The organism is Chroococcidiopsis sp. CCNUC1 (genome assembly GCF_023546805.1).
In the GTDB taxonomy this organism is placed as follows: domain Bacteria; phylum Cyanobacteriota; class Cyanobacteriia; order Cyanobacteriales; family Chroococcidiopsidaceae; genus Chroococcidiopsis; species Chroococcidiopsis thermalis.
The window spans coordinates 2,384,489-2,404,507 of record NZ_CP097480.1 but is presented as its reverse complement, the minus strand read 5'-3'; the positions used below and the strand labels follow the sequence as shown (position 1 = coordinate 2,404,507).

10 protein-coding genes and 2 pseudogenes are annotated in these 20,019 nt (G+C 41.2%); all 12 read left to right on the top strand.

Translation table 11 applies throughout. The annotated features are described in order from the left end of the window. Positions 1-215: 215 nt before the first annotated feature. Complete coding sequence (locus tag M5J74_RS11215) at positions 216-1,673, top strand: efflux RND transporter periplasmic adaptor subunit (RefSeq protein WP_250016662.1); 1,458 nt, start codon at positions 216-218, stop codon at positions 1,671-1,673. A 52-nt stretch (positions 1,674-1,725) separates the two neighbouring features. Next, entirely contained in the window at positions 1,726-4,902 is a 3,177-nt protein-coding gene (locus tag M5J74_RS11210) for an efflux RND transporter permease subunit (RefSeq protein WP_371934030.1), read from the top strand. A gap of 124 nt (positions 4,903-5,026) precedes the next feature. Continuing rightward, positions 5,027-5,119, top strand: a pseudogene (locus M5J74_RS32640) (NAD(P)H:quinone oxidoreductase); the annotation flags it as partial. Between the two features lie 951 nt (positions 5,120-6,070). Beyond that, complete coding sequence (locus tag M5J74_RS11205) at positions 6,071-8,404, top strand: NACHT domain-containing NTPase (protein WP_250016658.1); 2,334 nt, start codon at positions 6,071-6,073, stop codon at positions 8,402-8,404. Positions 8,405-9,014: 610 nt separating this feature from the next. Continuing rightward, the gene (locus tag M5J74_RS11200; RefSeq protein WP_250016657.1) at positions 9,015-10,235 is read left to right on the top strand and encodes a glycosyltransferase; all 1,221 of its coding nucleotides are present in this window, start codon (positions 9,015-9,017) and stop codon (positions 10,233-10,235) included. Between the two features lie 45 nt (positions 10,236-10,280). After that, a complete protein-coding gene (locus M5J74_RS11195) occupies positions 10,281-11,459 on the top strand; it encodes a glycosyltransferase family 4 protein (RefSeq protein WP_250016655.1) in 1,179 nt (392 codons plus the stop codon). A gap of 78 nt (positions 11,460-11,537) precedes the next feature. Continuing rightward, a complete protein-coding gene (locus tag M5J74_RS11190; RefSeq protein ID WP_250016653.1) occupies positions 11,538-13,769 on the top strand; it encodes a polysaccharide biosynthesis tyrosine autokinase in 2,232 nt (743 codons plus the stop codon). Between the two features lie 108 nt (positions 13,770-13,877). After that, the gene (locus M5J74_RS11185) at positions 13,878-15,182 is read left to right on the top strand and encodes an O-antigen ligase (protein WP_250016651.1); all 1,305 of its coding nucleotides are present in this window, start codon (positions 13,878-13,880) and stop codon (positions 15,180-15,182) included. 133 nt (positions 15,183-15,315) lie between these two features. Continuing rightward, positions 15,316-16,285 (top strand): annotated as a pseudogene (locus M5J74_RS11180) (glycosyltransferase family 2 protein). Between the two features lie 41 nt (positions 16,286-16,326). Then, positions 16,327-17,310, top strand: a complete 984-nt coding sequence (locus M5J74_RS11175) for a glycosyltransferase family 2 protein (RefSeq protein WP_250016650.1) — start codon at positions 16,327-16,329, stop codon at positions 17,308-17,310. After that, complete coding sequence (locus tag M5J74_RS11170; protein ID WP_250016648.1) at positions 17,307-18,740, top strand: glycosyltransferase family 4 protein; 1,434 nt, start codon at positions 17,307-17,309, stop codon at positions 18,738-18,740. Before M5J74_RS11175 ends, M5J74_RS11170 begins: the two co-directional genes overlap by 4 nt. After that, positions 18,727-20,013 carry a lipopolysaccharide biosynthesis protein gene (locus tag M5J74_RS11165; RefSeq protein WP_250016647.1) on the top strand — a complete coding sequence of 429 codons (1,287 nt, stop codon included), beginning with the start codon at positions 18,727-18,729 and terminating at the stop codon, positions 20,011-20,013. Before M5J74_RS11170 ends, M5J74_RS11165 begins: the two co-directional genes overlap by 14 nt. The last annotated feature ends 6 nt before the right edge of the window (positions 20,014-20,019 follow it).

Here is a 20,019-nt window from a genome sequence, read left to right as displayed (position 1 = left end):
CTCGGTCTATTAGTCAAATGCCTTTAACTCTAAGCTTAATACAATCTCTACCTTCAGATAGTTTGACTCAATAAATCAGACGATATCTACCGTTTGGCTGCACCAGTTTTCCACTATTTCTATGTAGGCTCGAAGGGGACATTTGGCTGGTGAGTTACTTGGCATAAATTACTACGCACTCTAAAGAAAAAATTCTTAAAAAAAGTATCAGATAAATGAGCTATTCGGATTCTAAACGCACGGAACCAGAAAATCAAACGATAAAGCAAGAGGATGATGCAGGCTCTCGCGCTGGAAATGTAGTATCAGTCGAAAAAACTGGTGAGGTACAAGACAATTCCCCTCCCGAGCGAGTACGGACAAAATCTTCCTCTAGACAGAAGCGCCAGTGGTTATCAATTATAGGCGCGATCGCTATCCTTCTGGGTGGGGGCTTTTTGGGTTGGCAGTGGTGGCAGCGTCAAGAGCAAGGTCAGTCACCACCAGGACAAAGCCAGCCGCGTGCTGTTCCCGTCAACACGGCAACAGTCACATCTGGCACTATAATTGAAAGCTCGGAATTTATTGCGAATTTGGAGTCGCGGCAGTCGGTGACTCTTTTGCCACAAGTTCAGGGACGAGTCGCGCAAATTTACGTCCAACCAGGTACTCAAGTTAAAGCTGGGCAACCGCTGGTGCAAATCGATCCTGACGAGCAACAAGCCTCTGTATCGGGTGCAGTTGCGGCAGCAGCAGCGGCTCGCGCTCAAGTTGCAACGGCGCAAGCTACATTGCGATCGCTCAGAGCAGAAAGGCAAGCTACTCTATCCGATCTAAGACTGAGCCAAGAGCAGTACAAACGATATTCTGCTCTAGCTGGTCAAGGAGCAGTATCGCGAGAGACAAGAGACCAATATTACAATCAACTGCAAACAGCTCGTGCTAATTTGAATGCGATCGACAAGCAAATCGAAGCGCAGACATCGGCAGTCGCTCAAGCTCAACAAGCCGTACAGCAAGCAGAGGCAAATACTAACCAAGCACGAGTGCAACTGCAATACTTCCAAGTCAACGCTCCCTTTGCAGGTACGGTAGGCGCGATTCCCGTCAAAGTTGGCGATCTCGTCACACCTTCGACTCAACTAACCACCGTGACTCAAAATCAACCTTTAGAAGTGAACGTCTCTATCCCACGCGAACGGGTGGCACAAGTAGAAATCGGTACACCAGTAGAATTATTAAACGAACAAGGAGAGCAAATCGGTACGAGCAAGGTATTTTTTATCTCGCCCCAAGTGACAAACGATACGCAATCGATCTTAATTAAAGCATTATTTGCCAATTCCCCTACCCAACTCCGAGCCGATAGTTTTGTCCGCGCCAGAGTGATTTGGAACCAACGGCAAGGAATTTTGATTCCCACGACAGCAGTATCGCGGGTTGCAGGGCAAACATTTGTCTATGTAGTGCAACAAACAAAATCCCCAGAAGGGCAAACTCAACTAACGGCTCGACAGCAACCAGTGAAGTTAGGAGACATTCAAGACGATCGCTACCAAGTGCGATCGGGATTGCAACCAGGAGACAGGATCGTTACCTCTGGGCTGCTCAACCTCAGAGATGGCGCTGCGATCGCCCCCGTGCCAGAGCAGGGAGCAGGGAGTAGGGAGCAGGGAGCAGGGGAAGAGAGCTGAGCGAGCAGTTTTCTACCAACTACCAATTACCAATTACCAATTACCCCTCATCATGTTCGTAGATTTCTTCATCAAGCGACCTGTCTTTGCTAGCGTTTGTACCATTATCATTCTGTTAGCAGGAGCGATTAGCATTCCCACACTACCTGCTGCTCAGTATCCCGAAATCAGTCCGCCTCAAGTCAATGTCACGGCAAACTACACTGGAGCTAGTGCAGAAATTGTCGAAAATACTGTCACAACTGTATTAGAGCGGGAAATTAATGGCGTTCGCGGTCAGAGGTACATTAGTTCTAGCAGTAATAACGATGGTAGCAGCTCGATTTCAGTCACGTTCGAGCCGACTCGCGACCAAGATTTGGCAGCCGTTGACGTACAAAATCGCGTATCCGTCGCCCAGGCACAGTTACCAGAAGCAGTACAACGCACGGGAGTGACGGTAACAAAGCGGTCTAGCACTCTGTTGTTGGCACTTGGGCTGTTTTCCGAACAGAACAAATACGACCCGATCTTTTTAAGTAATTATGCCGATATTTACCTCGTAGATGCCCTGAAAAGAATCGAGGGCGTTGGCGATATTACAATTTTTGGCGAACGCAGATATGCGATGCGCGTATGGTTAGACCCTAACTTACTCGCCAGTCGCAATCTTACAGCACAAGATGTAGTTGCGGCGCTCAACGAACAAAATATTCAAGTTGGTGCGGGGCGCTTAGGTCAACAGCCGCTCCCTAATAATCAACAATATCAAATCGACGTGCGAGCGCAGAGCCGCCTGCAAGATGTCTCTGAATTTGAAAACATCGTCCTCAAAACTGGTGCAGATGGGACGTTGGTGAGGTTGAAAGATGTCGGACGGGCAGAATTAGGAGCAGAAAACTACGATTCCTTCTTGCGATTTAGGGGACAAGATGCTGTAGGTTTAGGTGTCTATCAGTTACCTGGTAGTAATGCCTTGGAAGTTGCTAGTGCAGTTAAAGCTGAAATTCAAAGACTATCGCAAAGTTTCCCTCCAGGCATGAGGTATGATGTTGCCTTTGACACGACTTTATTCGTGCAAGAATCGCTTTCTGAAGTGGTAATTACGCTATTAATTGCGATCGCTCTAGTTATTACTGTAATCTTCTTGTTTCTGCAAAACTGGCGAATTGCCGTCATTCCTGCGATTACAATTCCTGTCGCTTTGATCGGTACGTTTGCTTTTATTAAAGTCTTCGGATTTTCGATTAATAGCTTGACGCTGTTTGGCTTAACTTTAGCCACAGGGATGGTAGTAGACGATGCGATCGTCGTAGTCGAAGATATTTCCCGCTTGTTGCAACAAGAAAACATGGAGCCGCGTCAAGCTGCATCGGTAGCGATGCACGAACTACTAGGTGCAGTCATTGCCACGTCTTTAGTGTTGATGGCGGTGTTTATTCCCGTAGCTTTCTTCCCAGGCACTACAGGGGCATTGTACCGTCAATTCGCGCTGACTATCGCCTTTTCGATCGCCATCTCTACCTTTCTTGCGATTACGATTACGCCTTCTTTAGCAGGTATTTTACTGAGACGAGAACAAACTACAGGCGGCTGGTTAGGTCGAATTTTCCACCAAATCAATCGTTTTCTTGACTGGTTGCGCCGCGGTTATCAAAAAATTCTCCATCGCCTAGTCAGAATCAAATACATCGTTTTGGCGCTATTTGCTGCTGCGATCGCCTTTACAGCTTGGTTGTTCGTAACTGTGCCTACTGCTTTTTTACCAGAAGAAGACCAAGGATATTTTATTACATTGGTGCAGGGTCCACCTGGAGTTTCTTTAAACTATACAGATGATGTAATGCGGCGAGTCGAGACGCAAATTCTCAAAATTCCCGAAGTGCAATCGACTTTTACTGTCGGTGGTTTTAGTTTTAGCGGCAATACTGCTAATAATGGAATTATTTTTACCTCGCTCAAACCTTGGGATGAACGTCAAGGTACGGGGCAGTCAGTCCAAGCGATTACGCAGAAGTTAGGCGGACAATTAGCAGCAATTCCGCAAGCAAGAATTATTCCCACAAATCCACCAGCAATTCCTGGTTTGGGTAGCATTGGTGGCTTTCAATTTCAATTACAAGACAGAGGCAATGTTGGTTTAGATACCTTATTACAAACAGCTAATCAATTAATCGGTAGAGCCAGTCAAACAGAGGGAGTGCAAAGAGTATTTACAACTTTTACTGCTAATACACCACAGGTAATAGTAGAAGTCAACCGCAACCAAGCTAAAGCACTACAGGTTTCTATTGACGATATTTATAACACGTTGCAAACTTTTTTAGGTTCGCAGTACGTGAATGATTTTAATTTAGAACAGCGCAGCTATCGCGTTTACGTACAAGCAGATGGACAGTTTCGGAATAACCCCGATGATATTCGCCAGCTCTACGTGCGATCGGCACAGGGAAGGATGATTTCCTTGGCTAATTTAGTGAAGATTACTCCGACAACCGGAGCGCAAACAATTAATCGTTACAATTTATTTCGCTCGATTGAAATTACTGGTTCGGCGGCTGAAGGCTTCAGTTCTGGCGAAGCAATTGACAAGATGGAGCAAATTGCCACTGAGGTGCTACCACCTAATATTGGTTATGAATGGTCGGGAATTACAGCGGAGGAATTAGAGTCTGGCGGACAAGCACCGATCGTTTTTGGCTTGGGAATTGTTTTTGTCTTTCTAGTCTTGGCGGCTCAGTATGAAAATTATCTCGATCCGCTAATTATTCTCTTAGCTGTACCGCTAGCTGTTCTGGGTGCATTATTGGCTCTCACTTTACGCGGTTTTCCCAATGATGTTTACGGTCAGGTTGGATTGGTAATGTTAATTGGGTTGGCAAGTAAAAATTCAATTTTAATTGTAGAATTTGCCAATCAATTGCGCGATCGCGGATTGTCAATTACGCAAGCAGCTTTAGAAGCAGCGCAAGAACGCTTGCGACCGATTTTGATGACGGCAATTTCTACTTTGGTGGGAATTTTCCCCTTAGTTATAGCTACCGGAGCGGGAGCGGGTAGTCGTCAATCTTTGGGAACGGCTGTATTTGGCGGAATGCTGGTGGCTACGGTTTTGAGCTTGTTTGTCGTACCAATTTTATATATTACATTTGAGTCAATTGGCGATCGCTGGTTTCATAAAGGTCGCAAGTCTAAACGTTCTCAACAACAATTATCAGATCCAGCACGGGAGTCAGAAGTCACTCGCTAAGTTTTACTTGTTTAATTACCACCTTCAAAGGTAGTCATCCTTCAAAGGTAGTCATTAAGTCTGACAGCAACGTATCAAAACTAACTTAAGAGAAATTCTGAAAATTCTAGTTGTTTACTACTCGATGTTGGGTCATACCTGGAAACTAGCGCAAGCGGTTGCTGAAGGAGCAAGCAAAATTCCTGGAGCTGAAGTCATGCTGCGTCAGGTTCAGGAATTTGAAGCAATCGATCGCATCATTGACTAAAACGAAGCGGCTCGTTAAGTGCGACAGCAACAGCAGGACATTCGATACTTGCTTGAGGCACGACCCTTTCAGCAATGATGCATTACAATTTGCTACAGCCGAGCGTTCAATGATGCACTGCTGTGCGCGACACCTGAAACACGCGAGCTGCAACGGATTTACTCATACCATAATCGATCTGCATTCACGACTCGATACAGCAGTGCTTCTTGTGCTGATTCTGACAAGTGGCGAGCGTCTTTGAGTTTTATAGCATACTCTCGACGTAGCTACACTTACTACCTTAACTAATCTCTACTCTAGCTAGTAAGAATTAAAAGACGTTCAAGTATCTTAAGTAAGAAAGTATTAGTGCTTAGTATTTTTATACGGCTTGGTATCTTAATACCAATTTTTTACTAGCTAATGGTAATAATATTACATATCGTTGTAGATAATTTAAAATTTTGTTACGCTATTTATCATTCGGTTGGACAATATCCTGTGGGGGGGTATTCTAAAAAACAGAAGATATGTACTACCAAAACAAAAAGAAAATTGCTAGTTTAATATATTCATAAGTTAGAATTTCATCACAAGTATCGCTGAAACTTGATTACCGTAATGATTTCTGTTGTCTAACGCCGACAAAAAACAATATAATATGTTATAAAATAAAGACATCAATTAAAAAAATCAAAAACAAACAATAAAAACTTTCTATACTATAGTTGATGTATTGGCTATTTAATTTAGCTACTGGATAGTTTTTAGACAACTAAATACTTTGTCTGAAATGCTTTTTATAATCTAACTAAATTTGCGCTCGTTTTAAATCTGTCTACATGGCTAGGTATTTCGCCAACTAGTCAAATTGATTTTTGCAGATTTTTCATAACTATTCAATTCAACTTAATTTTTATTCCTCATATTTATTGACATATGGCACGACGATCCCTACAAGCATCTACTACAGGTATTGAAAAAGCGAAAAGGGCTTTTAGACATACGCAATGGACGCAAGAAGATCTAGCATGTGAAGTTGGAATTGAAACACGCCAACCAATATGGAAGTTTTTCGCAGGCAAACCGATTGAGCGACAGACATTTCTAGAAATTTGCTTTCGTCTAGGTTTAGATTGGCAAGAGATCTCAGCTTTACCGACTGATACCATATCGGCAAATAAAGAGGATGAGAAAGATGAGAGAGCGAATCTCGATACCTTAGTACGAGCAGCGCGATCGCATTGTCACGATAAAATTCAAGCAGAGTATGGCGCTATACGTTTATTAGATACAGCCCGACCAATAGAGTTGGAAGATATTTATATTAAAGTTGATGTATTCGAGAACGTTACAAGTAACAGACGGTTAGACAAATCTCATTTAAATTGCTCTAGCGTCGAAGATTCGAGCTGCCAGATTTGTAATGAAGTTCGTCAAAAACACGTCTCAGCAGCACAGGTAATTGAAACTTATTCTAAGCTGACGATTCTAGGTAAACCAGGCTCTGGCAAAACCACACTTTTGCAGTACATTGCTATTCAATGCAATCGGGGTGAATTGTTTCCAGATCGGCTACCAATCTTTATCCAACTGAGAAGCTTTGCCGAGGATGCCTGTAAGACTCAAATCTTTAGTTTATTTAGCTATATTAGTCAAGAGTTGTGTAGAATCGGGTTTTCTGAGCCGCAGATTGAAACTTTACTTCATCACGGTCAAGCATTGTTTCTACTAGATGGCTTAGATGAAGTAGAAGAAGAGTATAGAGCAGAGGTTCAGCAACAGATTAGTGTTTTGTCAAAAGATTATGACAAAAATCAGTTTATAGTTTCCTGTCGCACTTCCACACCGTGGTACTGGCTTGAGAAATTTACTGATGTTGAGATAGCTGATTTAAACTTCTCTCAAGTCGAAGCATTCGCTCAGCAGTGGTTTGTAAACGTCAGTAATACCCCCAGAGAACAAGGGTTAGTGCAAGCAGATCGGTTTCTAAAAGAACTAAAGTTGCCTGAAAATCAGTCAATTTATAGCCTTGCTAGAACACCTCTTTTTCTGCACCTAGCTTGTTCTCTATTTCAAACTAATTTAAGCTTTTCTGCTCAACACGCTGAGTTATACAAACAAGCATTAGATATTTTGTTAGTTCGGTGGGATCGCGTGAGAGGAATCAAACCAGATAAAAGCCTCTACCAGTTATCTTTACCTCATAAGATAAAATTACTCAGTCAGATTGCTACTATTACCTTTGAGCAAGACAACTACTTTTTTACACAGAGTAATCTCTTGCACTATATCAAAGACTATCTTCGCGCTTTACCCAATACTCCATCTGATTCAGAAGAACTTTACTTCATTAGTGAAACAGTGCTAAGGTCGCTCTTGGTAGAACATGGAGTCATAGTAGAAAAAGCTCAAGGAATCTACTCATTCTCATATCCCACTTTTCAAGAATATTTCACGGCTAGAAATATTGTTGCTAATCTTGAGCCAGAAGCTTTAAATAGAAATCTGAGGCAGTTGACCGTCCACATGAGCGATCCTCGCTGGCATGAAGTGTTTCTATTCGTTATGGAAATGATAGAAGATGCCGATCCTCTAATTCAGTTAATGCAACAGCGTAGCGATGAACTGGTAGATGCTGATGAGAAATTGCAGCAGTTTCTGATCTGGCTTCAGCAGAAATCTCTTTCAGTCGAAGTACCTTACGAACCTGCCGCAGTTCGTGCTTTTTATCTATCGTTGGAGCTTCACGGCGAATCAGAACCAGTTTACGACTTGTCTCTCTCCATTGAGATCGATCCAAGACTTACGAGTAAACTGACTTACGATCTATATTTGGATCTAGCTTTGAAACGCCTGCTATCCATAGGACTTACTATCTGCGATCGCCCGTCTGAGGAACAAATCCTTGCTATAATCTCTGCTTTTCCCTATAAGATAGACCTCGATTGTCACTCTAAATTGCAAAATTTACTCCAAGACCTTAGAGAACAACTACCCACCCCTCAACAAAGCCAAGAAAAGCTCAAGGAATGGTGGAGTACCAATGGTCAAACTTGGGTTGAGGAGATGAGGTCTCAGCTCCTCTGGGAGCGTAATATCGGTTACCAGTGGCAGTTTAGCGAATATCAGAAGGCATTACTTCAGCAATACTATGTTGCTAAGTACTTAGTAGTAAAGTGCCTTAAAAAGAGTCGTGAAATCAGTTTTACCGTACGAGAAAAAATTGAGGAAACATTACTTTTGCCAGCAGTGCTGAAAGTTTTGCGATAGGGAGTAATCTTCTGGACTTGTTACTGAGTTGTATTCTATTGTTAGAGGTTGCCTTTAGGGCACGTTACAGATAATCAAAATTAGCCGAAAGAACAGAAGCGGCGAGGAATAGAATAGCTCAACTGCTGAAAGCAATAGCGGCAGGGGTAACAACAGTGTATTGTGCATTTTTTAGGTTCTACCTGTCGGTAGTGCTACCTATTGTGTTGAGCCAATACCTAATTCCCCTTGTACACTTCAACAGGGAGAATGTTGACGATATCAAGAGCGAGTGCTGAAAAATTTCGAGAAAAAAGCTCAAGCCTTTGATATAGAACTCATTTGTATTTCTCTGTCTACTGAAGGTTTTTCTTGAAATGCTACAGCAGTAATGCAGTTTTTTGTTACACTCGATACAAAAATTAAGCAAAATCTTCTCTGAAACCGATCGATATTTGAGAATCACTTAACTCAAACAAAAAACAAACAACTCATACAAGTTGTACATAAAGTCATTCACTTTCTGAGACGCGATCGCGAATAGGCTGTTTGCATACTTAATATATAGATGGTTTAGCACCTATAACAAGTTCTCCATCGGAGTACCTAGCAAACTTGATACTTTATATTCATGCGCAAACCTGTTTTAACTATTTTTTATCAGTTTAATCCTTGGCACTCCACTATTGGTGGTATTCAAACAGTGGTCAGTAATTTTATCAAGTATGCCCCAGATGACTTTAAGATTAGGCTCGTTGGAACTAGTAACGATCCAACCCAACCTAATGGCAAGTGGCAAGAAGCCAATCTCGCTGGTAGAGAACTCTGGTTTATGCCTCTTTTCACCTTGCAGAATGATAACTTCAGAAGTCTAGTTCCTACAACCTTAAAATACACGTCAGCACTTCTAGGTCGCTGTTTCGCTTCTGACTTTATGCACTTTCATCGTCTAGAACCAAGCTTAGCAGCCTTGCACTGGATAGGAGATAAAACTTTGTTCATTCATAATGATATTCAGAAGCAGATGCAGTCTCAAGAAGATGCGAATGCAATCCTTTGGAGACGATTTCCGCAAGCATATTTTCTGTTTGAACGTTTATTAGTCAAGCAATTTAACCAAATTCTCTCCTGTCACTCTGAATCTGTTAAATTTTATCAGCAGCACTATCCAATAATTGCTGAACGAGTTAATTATATTAAAAATACAGTTGATAGCGAAATTTTCTACCCGCTTTCTTTAGCAGAAAAACAAGAGAAAAAGGTTGCTTTGACTCGAAAGTTAAAGCTTTTAGAGGATACACAATTTCTTTTGTTTGCAGGTCGCTTGCATCCTCAGAAAGATCCTATTCTCTTAGTCCGAGCTATCTCAGCTCTAGCTGACACAAAGGTGCATCTACTAATTGCTGGTGATGGAGAGTTGGCAGACCAAGTACGTAACGAGATTGAGCAACTGGGATTATCTAAGAGCATCACAATGCTTGGATCGATCGTTCAAACCGAACTGGCTGAGTTACATCGTGTGGCTAGTGCTTTTGTTTTGACTAGTACTTATGAAGGTTTACCTTTGGTTGTTCTTGAAGCGCTTGCTTGTGGAACACCAGTGGTATCAACTGAATGCGGCGAAACTCCGAAACTACTTCCTGCTAATTGTGGAGTTATTTGTCGAGAACGTACTCCATCGGCGATCGCCAATTCCTTGCGTCAAGTACTATTGCACCCAGAAAACTATCCAATTGAGTCATGCGTACGTGTTGCTCAACCATATAGTGCTCGCAGCGTCATTCGCGAAGTCTACAGCAATATGTTGCACCGCTGGGAAGAAAAGCAAATTTTATCTTCTGCTTTATCTTGAGCAAACTTAGTCTCGCTCTTCATCGATTTAAGGAAAAGGATGTCTATGAAAATAGCTGTAATTGGTGCGAAAGGCTTACCCCCAAAACAAGGAGGGATAGAACACTACTGTGCAGAGGTTTATCCTCGTATGGTTGCACAAGGTCACTCTGTAGACTTATTTGCCCGATCGTCTTACACTGACTTATCTTGGCGCAACGAATATGATTTTAAAAGTGTACGGGTGATTTCTCTGCCTTGTATGGGTTTGAGAGGAATGGATGCCTTTAGTAGTTCGGCACTTGGAGCAATTGGTGCTATTGCTGCTAATTACGATGTGATTCATTTTCACGCCTTAGGTCCAGCTTTGTTTAGCTGTTTACCTAGAATTGCTTCCTCAGCGAAGGTTGTTGTTACGTGTCAAGGGTTGGATTGGCAGCGTGCCAAGTGGGGGAATCTTTCCAGTCGCCTGATTAAGTTGGGAGAGAGTACCGCAGCCCGCTGTGCGCATGGAATAATTGTGGTTTCAGAAGAATTGCGTTCTTACTTCTTACGTACTTACGATCGTGAGACAGTTTATATTCCTAATGCTCCTGCAAGTTATCCCAAGTCAGATGCTAATTTTTCCCACGGCACTACACTGGGACTAGAGCAAGGGCGCTACCTATTGTTTCTGGGCAGACTCGTACCTGAAAAACGTCCTGACTTACTGATTGAAGCCTTCCAAGCTCTTAAACCAGCTGGATGGAAACTTGTTTTTGCTGGTGGCGTTAGCGATACCAGGCTGTATGTTTCAAAGTTGTTAAATGCGATCGCCAGCGATCCAAATGTGGTGTTTGCAGGCGAACTTTGGGGAACTCGATTAGCAGAAATTGTTCGAGGAGCAGGATTATTTGTACTTCCTTCAGATGTAGAGGGATTGCCATTAGCAATGTTGGAGGCAATGCGAGAAGGCGTTCCAGTAGTAGCAAGTAACATTCCACCTCATCAGCAGCTTGTGGGTGAGACACGCGGTGTACTTTTTCAAGCTGGAAACTTAAATTCTTGTATTCAACGACTCGGCTGGGCAATCGCTCATCCTCAGAAGATGAGAGTTATGGCTGATAAGGCACAAGAGTATGTAAAGCTCAACTACAACTGGGATCGGATTGCTGCTGAGAACATCAAGCTTTACGAAGCTCTCTCTAGCTCATCGAAAAATTCGATAGTCAGCAAACGAAAAGAATTTGCAATCAAAAGGAATTAGGATTTCAAGCATTGACTTGAGATCGGACATGGTAGCGAACAAAAAACCGTCAATTCTGTTTTCTTCTATTTACTACTTATGAAGTATCCAAAGCACACCACAACTATAGATTCTAGAGAACCTGAAGAAATAGATTTTCAGAAAGGCTGGTTAACGATTAAACGTCACTGGAAGCCTGCTCTAGGCATTTTTGGAGTAGTTTTCATCATTACAGGCATAGGAGTTTTGATGAAATCTCCTTCTTATACAGCATATGGAAAGCTCTTGTTCAGAGTAGATACAACACCTTTTCTAATAGGAATTAAAACAAAAGACGAAAATGTTTCTCCTCTTGTTCCTCTAACTTTTGAAGGTAATCCTTTAAGCACTGAAGCAGAAATTCTTCTTTCCGAACCTCTTATACGAGAAACTATCAGTGCATTAAATTTAAAAGACGAACAAGATAACGCCAGATTAGAGACGAATTTAAAAAAGCAATTTCAAGTGAAAAATATTGCTGGTGCAGACGTAATGCAGATTTCTTATACAAGCAAAGATCCACAAGAGTCAGCATCTGTAGTAAATCAACTTATGAGTATATACATAAAAAATAATATTAGCGCCAATCGCTTACAGGCAGTTGCAGCTCGTAAGTTTATTTCCTCTCAGTTACCCACTTCTGAGGCAGATGTCGTTCGAGCAGAGATGGCTTTACGCAAATTTAAAGAACTTAATCAAGTTGTAGATCTTAATCAGGAAGCAACTTCAACTGTAAAAGTTATTGAAGACTTAGAAAAAGCGATTACTCAAACTCAGGCAGAACTTGCCGAAGTTAATAACTATTATCAAATACTTCAGAACCAAATCCAAAGCCAAATAGGTATGAGCGTGCAAGATGCCTTAGCTAGAAGCACTCTTAGCCAATCTGCTGGAGTACAGGATATTCTGAAAAAAATTCAGCAGGTACAAAGTGAGTTAGCGGTTCAACAAACCCGTTTGAGTAACGATCATCCTAGTATAAATAACCTCAAAAAGCAAGAAACAGCGTTAAAGAGTTTGTTAGAAGACCGAGTGAAAGCAGTTGTTATGCAGCAGCCAATACCCAAAGGAAATTTCCAATTTGGGGAGACGCACCAAAAACTACTTGAAGAACTTGTTAAAACACAAGCGAAAAATTTGAGTTTATCTAGCCGCTTAACTTCACTAGAGAATGCTAAAGTCCGTTCTCAGCGACGGGTATCTAATATCCCTAAATTAGAAAAAGATCAGCGAGAACTACAGAGAAAGCTGGATGCAGCTCAATCTACTTATCAGCTTCTTCTTCAAAGATTGCAAGAGGTGCGGGTTGCAGAAAACCAAAATATAGGGAATGCTCGCATTATAGAATCTGCCTCAATTCCTCGACATGCCTCAGATTTTACTATAAAAATTATAATTTTAGGGTTAGGGGGACTAGTTGGTACTCTACTTGCTACTGCTACTATTTTTGTCTTAGAGCTGACAGATAAGTCCATCAAAAATATTGAAGAAGCACGAAAAATATTTGACTATACATTGTTAGGGGTGATTCCCTATTACGGAAGTTTCGAGAAACATAGCTCTCGGCATAAAGAGATAGAACAGACTGCTTTGAATGTGCATGTTAGAGATAATTCTCGCTCGTTCATTTATGAACTTTACTGCATGATACAAGCTAATTTGAAGTTTCTCTGTTCAGACAAAGCATTAAAAGTTATTGTGATAACTAGCACTGTTCCTAGCGAAGGTAAGTCTACAGTTGCTGCCAATTTAGCAGCGGCAATTGCTCAACTAGGAAAGCAAGTTTTACTAGTGGATGCAGATATGCGCCATCCATCTCAACATACTGCTTGGAATTTAATCAATGAAGTTGGTTTGAGCAATGCTATTGTTAGTCGGGATAACCCTAGAGTAGCTGTAAAAGAAGTCATGTCAAACCTAGATGTCTTGTGTTCTGGCGTTATACCTCCTAACCCATTAGCGCTTCTTGACTCTGACCGAATGGCTTCTTTAATTAGCGACTTCTCTAATAATTATAATTTTGTAATTATTGATACTCCTCCTGTTGTGCTTGCTGCTGATGCCCTGATTTTAGGGGAAATGGCAGATGGCGTTATATTAGTAACTCGACCTGGAGTAGTTGATACTGATAGTGCTCATATTGTGAAAGAAGCTTTGCATCGTTCAGGTTTGAATATTTTAGGTCTAGTAATTAATGGTGTAGTTCAAAAGAACGAACCTAACAGCTACTTCTACTATTCAAATAGATGTTCAGAGCAAAATTCTCAAACCTGTCAAAAGACTACGATGTAAATTAAAGACATATTTAGTTAAGCCAAAAATGAGCGAAGGGATAGATATATCCCTATAGGATAGGATTTCATAGATTTCAAAGTTAGAATAGTTTGGAAGGTTGAAATAATGTTTGGGCAAAGGTTAGTTGAAAAAATATTTGTGGTCTTCTCACTCCTGTTTTTTTCAGGAGCGGTGTCCTACTTTATAGCACCTACAAATCCTTTCTATCTGATTGTTCAGGTTACTGCCTATAGCATTCAGTTAGTGACTATTTTCTTAATAGTTGTGCGGTGGAAGAAAATACTTTCTTTTGTGATTCAAGAAAAGCCTCTATGGATTTTAGTAGGATTGGCTCTGGCTTCAGCTATATGGTCTGTAATGCCATTTATGGTAACTCTATCTCACGATCATGGGCCTGGTACTGGTGTCATACCTTTTATGCGGGTAACTTTATTCGGTATTTATTTTGCTGCTTGTTATGGCTTGAAAGAACAGATGCGATTATTAACGTGGACTTTTGGTGTAGCAGTAATACTTAGCATAGTAGTTGCTTTGGTATTGCCGCATTACGGTGTTACAGGCAGCATGGCACTTGAGGAAGACGTGCGTCATGTAGGAGCCTGGCGAGGGCTATATGCACATAAAAATATTTTTGGCATCATTATGGTGATGAGTGCAATAGTCTTTCGCTTAGTTGATATTAGTTATAAACGTTGGATTGTCTGGGTTGGTTTTAGCCTATCAGTTGCTCTTATTATACTTTCGACATCAAAAACTGCTCTAATTTTATTGCTCACCTTTGTGGCTCTTCTACCTCTATACAAAGCATTACGGTGGAACTACAGCTTGGCTATACCATTTTTTATTGTTGCGATATTGGTAGGTGGAAGTATGGCAGCTTGGTTGGTAGATAATGCCGAAACTATTTTAGGTATTTTAGGGCGAGATATTAGCTTAACTGGTCGCACAAACATCTGGGCTTCTGTGCTAAATAAGATTTGGGAACGCCCGTGGCTAGGTTATGGATATCATGTATTTTGGCTGAGTGTAATAGATGGAAATATAGAAGTTTGGAGTCCAAGTATAAATATTTTTTTGAAGCTTCCACATGCTCATAATGGTTTTTTGGATCTAAGTCTCGATATAGGTCTATTAGGATTATTCTTATTCGTAGTTAGCTATGTGAAAGTTAGTTTTCACGCAATCGAGTATTTACGTCTTAACAACTCATCAGAGGGCATAATGCCACTAGCTTACTTACTCTTTTTGCTACAGTTTAATCTATCTGAGCCTTCCCTGATGAGAGAGGACATATATTGGCTCTTATATGTATCACTAACCTTATCACTACAAAATTTTCTTAACTTGAAAAAATCTAATAGCTTTTCGCAGCAGAAAGTAAGGATAGAAGGACTCGTATCGACAAGTTAAGGATTGTAAAGGTGGAGTAGGGATTTGTAGGAATTCAAGAATTATAAATTAGAGTTTTTATACTCTATTAGAACCACTTTGATCGGTGAATAACTTAAACCGCATGTACTATCAATTTAAGAAGCTTTCAGATATGCCAAAAGTTTCTGTTATTATTCCAGCATACAACGCTATGAAGTATCTTCCCGCAACACTAGGAAGTCTTCTGAGTCAAACTTTTGATGATTTTGAAGCGATCGTTGTTAATGATGGTAGTTTTGATGAAACAGAAAAATGGGTTTCCCAAATAGAAGATCCAAGAGTCAAACTTATCTGTCAACAAAATAAAGGTTTGGCTGGAGCTAGAAATACTGGTATTAATCAGGCAACAGGAGAGTATATAGCATTTTTAGATGCTGATGACTTGTGGGAACCAAGCAAGCTAGAAAAGCAAGTAGCTGTACTTGAAGAAAATCCAGAAGTTGGCTTGGTATATACATGGGGTAGCTTTAGTTGATGAACAAGGTAAACCCACAGGCAGAATCTTCAAAAATAATACGGAAGGTAATGTTTGGAATCAACTCACTCAGCACAATATTGTTGAGTGTGGTAGTGTTCCTCTGGTTCGCCGCTCTTGCTTCGACACTTCAGGCATTTTTGATAGTAATTTACCCTCTGCCACTACGGAAGATTGGGATATGTGGCTTCGTATTGCCTCTCGCTATCCCTTCAAAGTGTTGAAAGAACCCTTAGTTTACTATCGACAAATTTCAACAAGTGGATCTAGAAACTGGAAAGCAATGGAAGAAAGCTTCCATGTGGTTATAGAAAAAGCGTTTTATTCAGCCCCATCAGAATTACTGTATCTCAAAAAACGAAGCTACGGTGTTGCCAATTTATGTCTAGCTTGGAAGTGTTTACAAAGTCTAAATAAGGATTACAAGCAAGCAACACATTTTCTACAAGAAGGTCTTGCTTGCTACCCTCAAATACGCTTTTCTAAGGAACACATTCGTTTGAGTTTAGCGATCGCAGTAATGCGATGGTTAGGACCAGATGGGTATAGTCGGTTTCTAACAGTGGCTTACGCTCTACGTCGGCGCATGGTAGCTCTTGGAAGATGATGCTATATAGGCTCAGAAATTCACTAGATTTAGATAGAAATATGCCACAGCTCTCTGTTATTATCCCAGCTTATAATGCTGAACTCACTATCTTAGAAACAATTGAGTCCGTCCAAAAACAGACATTTCAAGATTTTGAATTAATTGTTATTAATGACGGCTCGAAAGATAGAACTGTAGAACTCGTTAAGAGTATCAAAGACGATCGCTTGAAAATTTTCTCTTATGAAAATGGGGGACTCCCAGTAGCTCGAAATCGCGGTATCTCTCATGCTACTGGAGAGTTTATTGCATTTATTGATGCAGATGACTTATGGACAAAGGATAAGTTGGAACTACAACTGGCAGCCCTAAAGCAGCATCCAGAAGCTGGTGTTGCTTACAGCTGGACTTGTTTTATGGATGTGAATGAACAAAGAGAAGCTATATCTTTTCTCCCATCTCCCCAATATTCGTTTGAAGGAAATGTTTATCAAAAGTTGTTAGTTAGCGATTTTATTCATAGTGGCTCTAATACGTTGATTTGCAAACAAGCGATCGCTTCAGCAGGAGAATTCGATCCTGCACTTAAATCCTGTGAGGACTGGGACTATTGGCTGCGGCTAGCGACTCGTTGGCATTTTGTGGTTGTACCCAAGTACCAAATCCTCTATCGTCGAACTCCTAAAGCAATGTCATCGAAAGTTGAGGTGATGGAGGAAGCAGCCCTAATTGCAATGGAAAAGGCTTACCAAGCCGCTCCACCAGAATTGCAATATCTAAAAAGCTATACCTTGACTAGTTTTCACAAGTATTGTGCTGGTCAGTATTTGGAACATAGCACCGATAGCATTGAAGTAAGAAAAGCTCGGCAACATTTATGGTCGGTAATTCGCCTACAGCCTAAAACTTTACTCGATCAAACAACTCAAAAATTATTAATCAAGTTTTTATTAAAACAAGTATTTTCTCCAAGCACTGCCCGCTATTTATTCAAGCGTATGAGAAAAACCATTTCTATAAGCGATCCGAGACTGGAACTATGAAAAATTTAACTAGTTTGGTATCTTCAAAGCAAAATGATACTAATGAACCACAATTGTTGCCCTCAAGCAACCAATCAGAGCCAGCAATCGCATTACTACACTGCTACGACTTGATCGATGACTTTTTAAATAGCATCAACATTTCATTCGAGACATTCTGTCAAAAGTTTCTTGGTAGCTGGATGTTTGGCTATATTGATGCTCTAAAACAAGTCGGGGTAAGAACAGTACTGTTTTGCATTTCTGCTCGTGTCGATCGCCCATCGCGCTTTATTCATGAGCCTACTGGTACTACGATTTGCGTGCTACCCCCTTCAAAGATTTATCACGTCTATCGTGCTGTACGATGCAGAGCGCTCAACGTTTATGGAGGGAGTGAAGCTTCATCCTTCCAGAAGATTCAAGACAAAAGCCACATCCGCTGTTCTCTGCTGACAGACATTAAGGATTTGGTTAAGAGTGTGGGAACTTATTTATCAACCCCATTGGGATTGTTAGCTCGCGAACTACGGCGTGAGAATTGTCAGGCTATCTTGTGTCAAGAGTATGAGTATGCACGCTTTGATACCTGCGTGCTTTTAGGAAAATTGATGTGTCTGCCAGTCTTTGCAACTTTCCAGGGTGGTAATAAGACTGAAAGTTTTCTCGAAGTTCCTTTGCGGCATGTGTCATTGCGCTCGTGTACGGGTGTAATTATTGCACCGCAAACAGAGACTCAGCGAGTCTGCGATCGCTACAAAATACCATCTCACAAAATAGCTCGTATTTTTAATCCACTAGATGTTGCACAATGGCAAGCTCTCGATCGCAGTGAAGCACGGGCAGCACTCGGTATCCCGCTTGACGCTAAAGTTGTTGTATGGCATGGACGAGTCGAGATAGAGCGCAAAGGACTAGATATTTTATTGGAGGCTTGGAAGCAGATTTGCTGCGATCGCGCTGGCAAAGATCTGCGACTGCTACTAGTAGGAACGGGTAGCGATGCCGATCGCTTTCGCCAGCTTATTGCTGATACGCAGACAAAGGGTGTGATGTGGCTAAATGAGTTTGTGAGCGATCGCGCTGTCATTCAGCGATACCTTTCGGCTGCTGATGTTTATACTCTGCCATCTCGACAAGAAGGCTTTCCCGTAGCGCCGATTGAAGCTATGGCTTGCAGTCTACCGATCGTAGCTGCTGACGCTCCTGGTGTGTCCGACATTTTTGAAGGAGGTGAGGCTTCTGGTGGAATAGTCGTACCGCGTGGCGATGCATCAGCGCTCGCATTAGCACTTGGTCGAGTTTTAGATAATGAAGCTTGGGGTCGAGAGTTAGGTCAAAATGCTCGATCCCATGCAGAGAGTTGCTTTTCACCTGAAGCGATCGGCAAGCAATTGCGTGATGTCCTCTTAAATCCAAGCTTACAGAACAATTTTAATGCTAATCAATAAGCTAAAGCAAATATCATCCGGGCAATTTATTCGCAATGTGGGTTGGCTCGGAGGAGCAGAACTAGCAAATCGCATCTTCCGCTTAGGAACGACGATTACTCTAGCTCGGATGTTCAGCGCCCAAGACTATGGACAGATGGCGGTTGTTTATACCGTTTTTGACTTGGCGACCGTTTTCACTCTTAGAGGTGGGATTGGAGCTAAGATTGTCCAGGCAGATCGGGAAGATGTCAAAACTATATGTGATACATCCTACTGGCTTAATTGGATTCTATGTGCCTCTGTCTTTATTATTCAGTGTCTTGCTGCCTTTTCTGTTGCTCAGTTTTATGGAAATAAACAGCTCATTTGGCCCCTGTGTACTAGTGCTTTAATTTACTTAATGATGCCGTTTTACATAGTTCACAGTGCCTTGATTGAACGAGAAAATCGGCTAAAAATTACGGCAATAGCGAATGCTACGCAGTCACTACTCGGCAATATCATTACTGTAACTCTAGCCCTTGGGGGTATGGGAATATGGGCGATTGTTTTGCCTATGGTTTTGACCACTCCAGTTTGGATTGTAATCAACTGGAAGAATCACTCTTGGCGACCACCTAAATTGTTTAGCTTAGAGAAGTGGCAGGAGGTTACCTATTTTGGCAAAAATCTACTCTTAGTTGAAGTTTTGAATAAACTTAGGGGAAACTTGGATTATTTAATAATAGGTAGATTTATAGGAATTGAAGCATTGGGAGTATACTATTTTGCCTTCAATGCTGGCTCGGGAATCAGTATGAATGTTATCAATGCATTTATGTCAGCTTTATTTCCTCATATTTGCACTGCGCGAACAGACTATGAGCAGTTCAAAAAGAGGTATTTTACCAGTCTTAAAAAAGTTTCTTTATTTGTAATTCCTCTTATTATTTTGCAGTCGTCTTTAGCTCCATTGTATGTACCAATCATATTTGGTAAAAAGTGGCTTTCAGCAATTCCAGTCTTGATAATGATATGCTTGTCAGGTATTCCACGTATTTTTGCATGGGCATCTAACCTCCTATTAAATGCTTTAAATAAAACCCATATCACGCTTTATTTAAATATATTCTTCACCATTTTTTTTGCTATATCCATACTAATTGCAGTCAATTGGGGTATTTTTGGAGTTGCTGTAGCTGTGCTAATTTCTCATTTATTTGTGCTACCTGTTTTAACAATATGGACTCATCAATATATATTTAACAAACATTTATTCTCACACAAGTCTTTTCAAATTAATAAACATTAATATCTT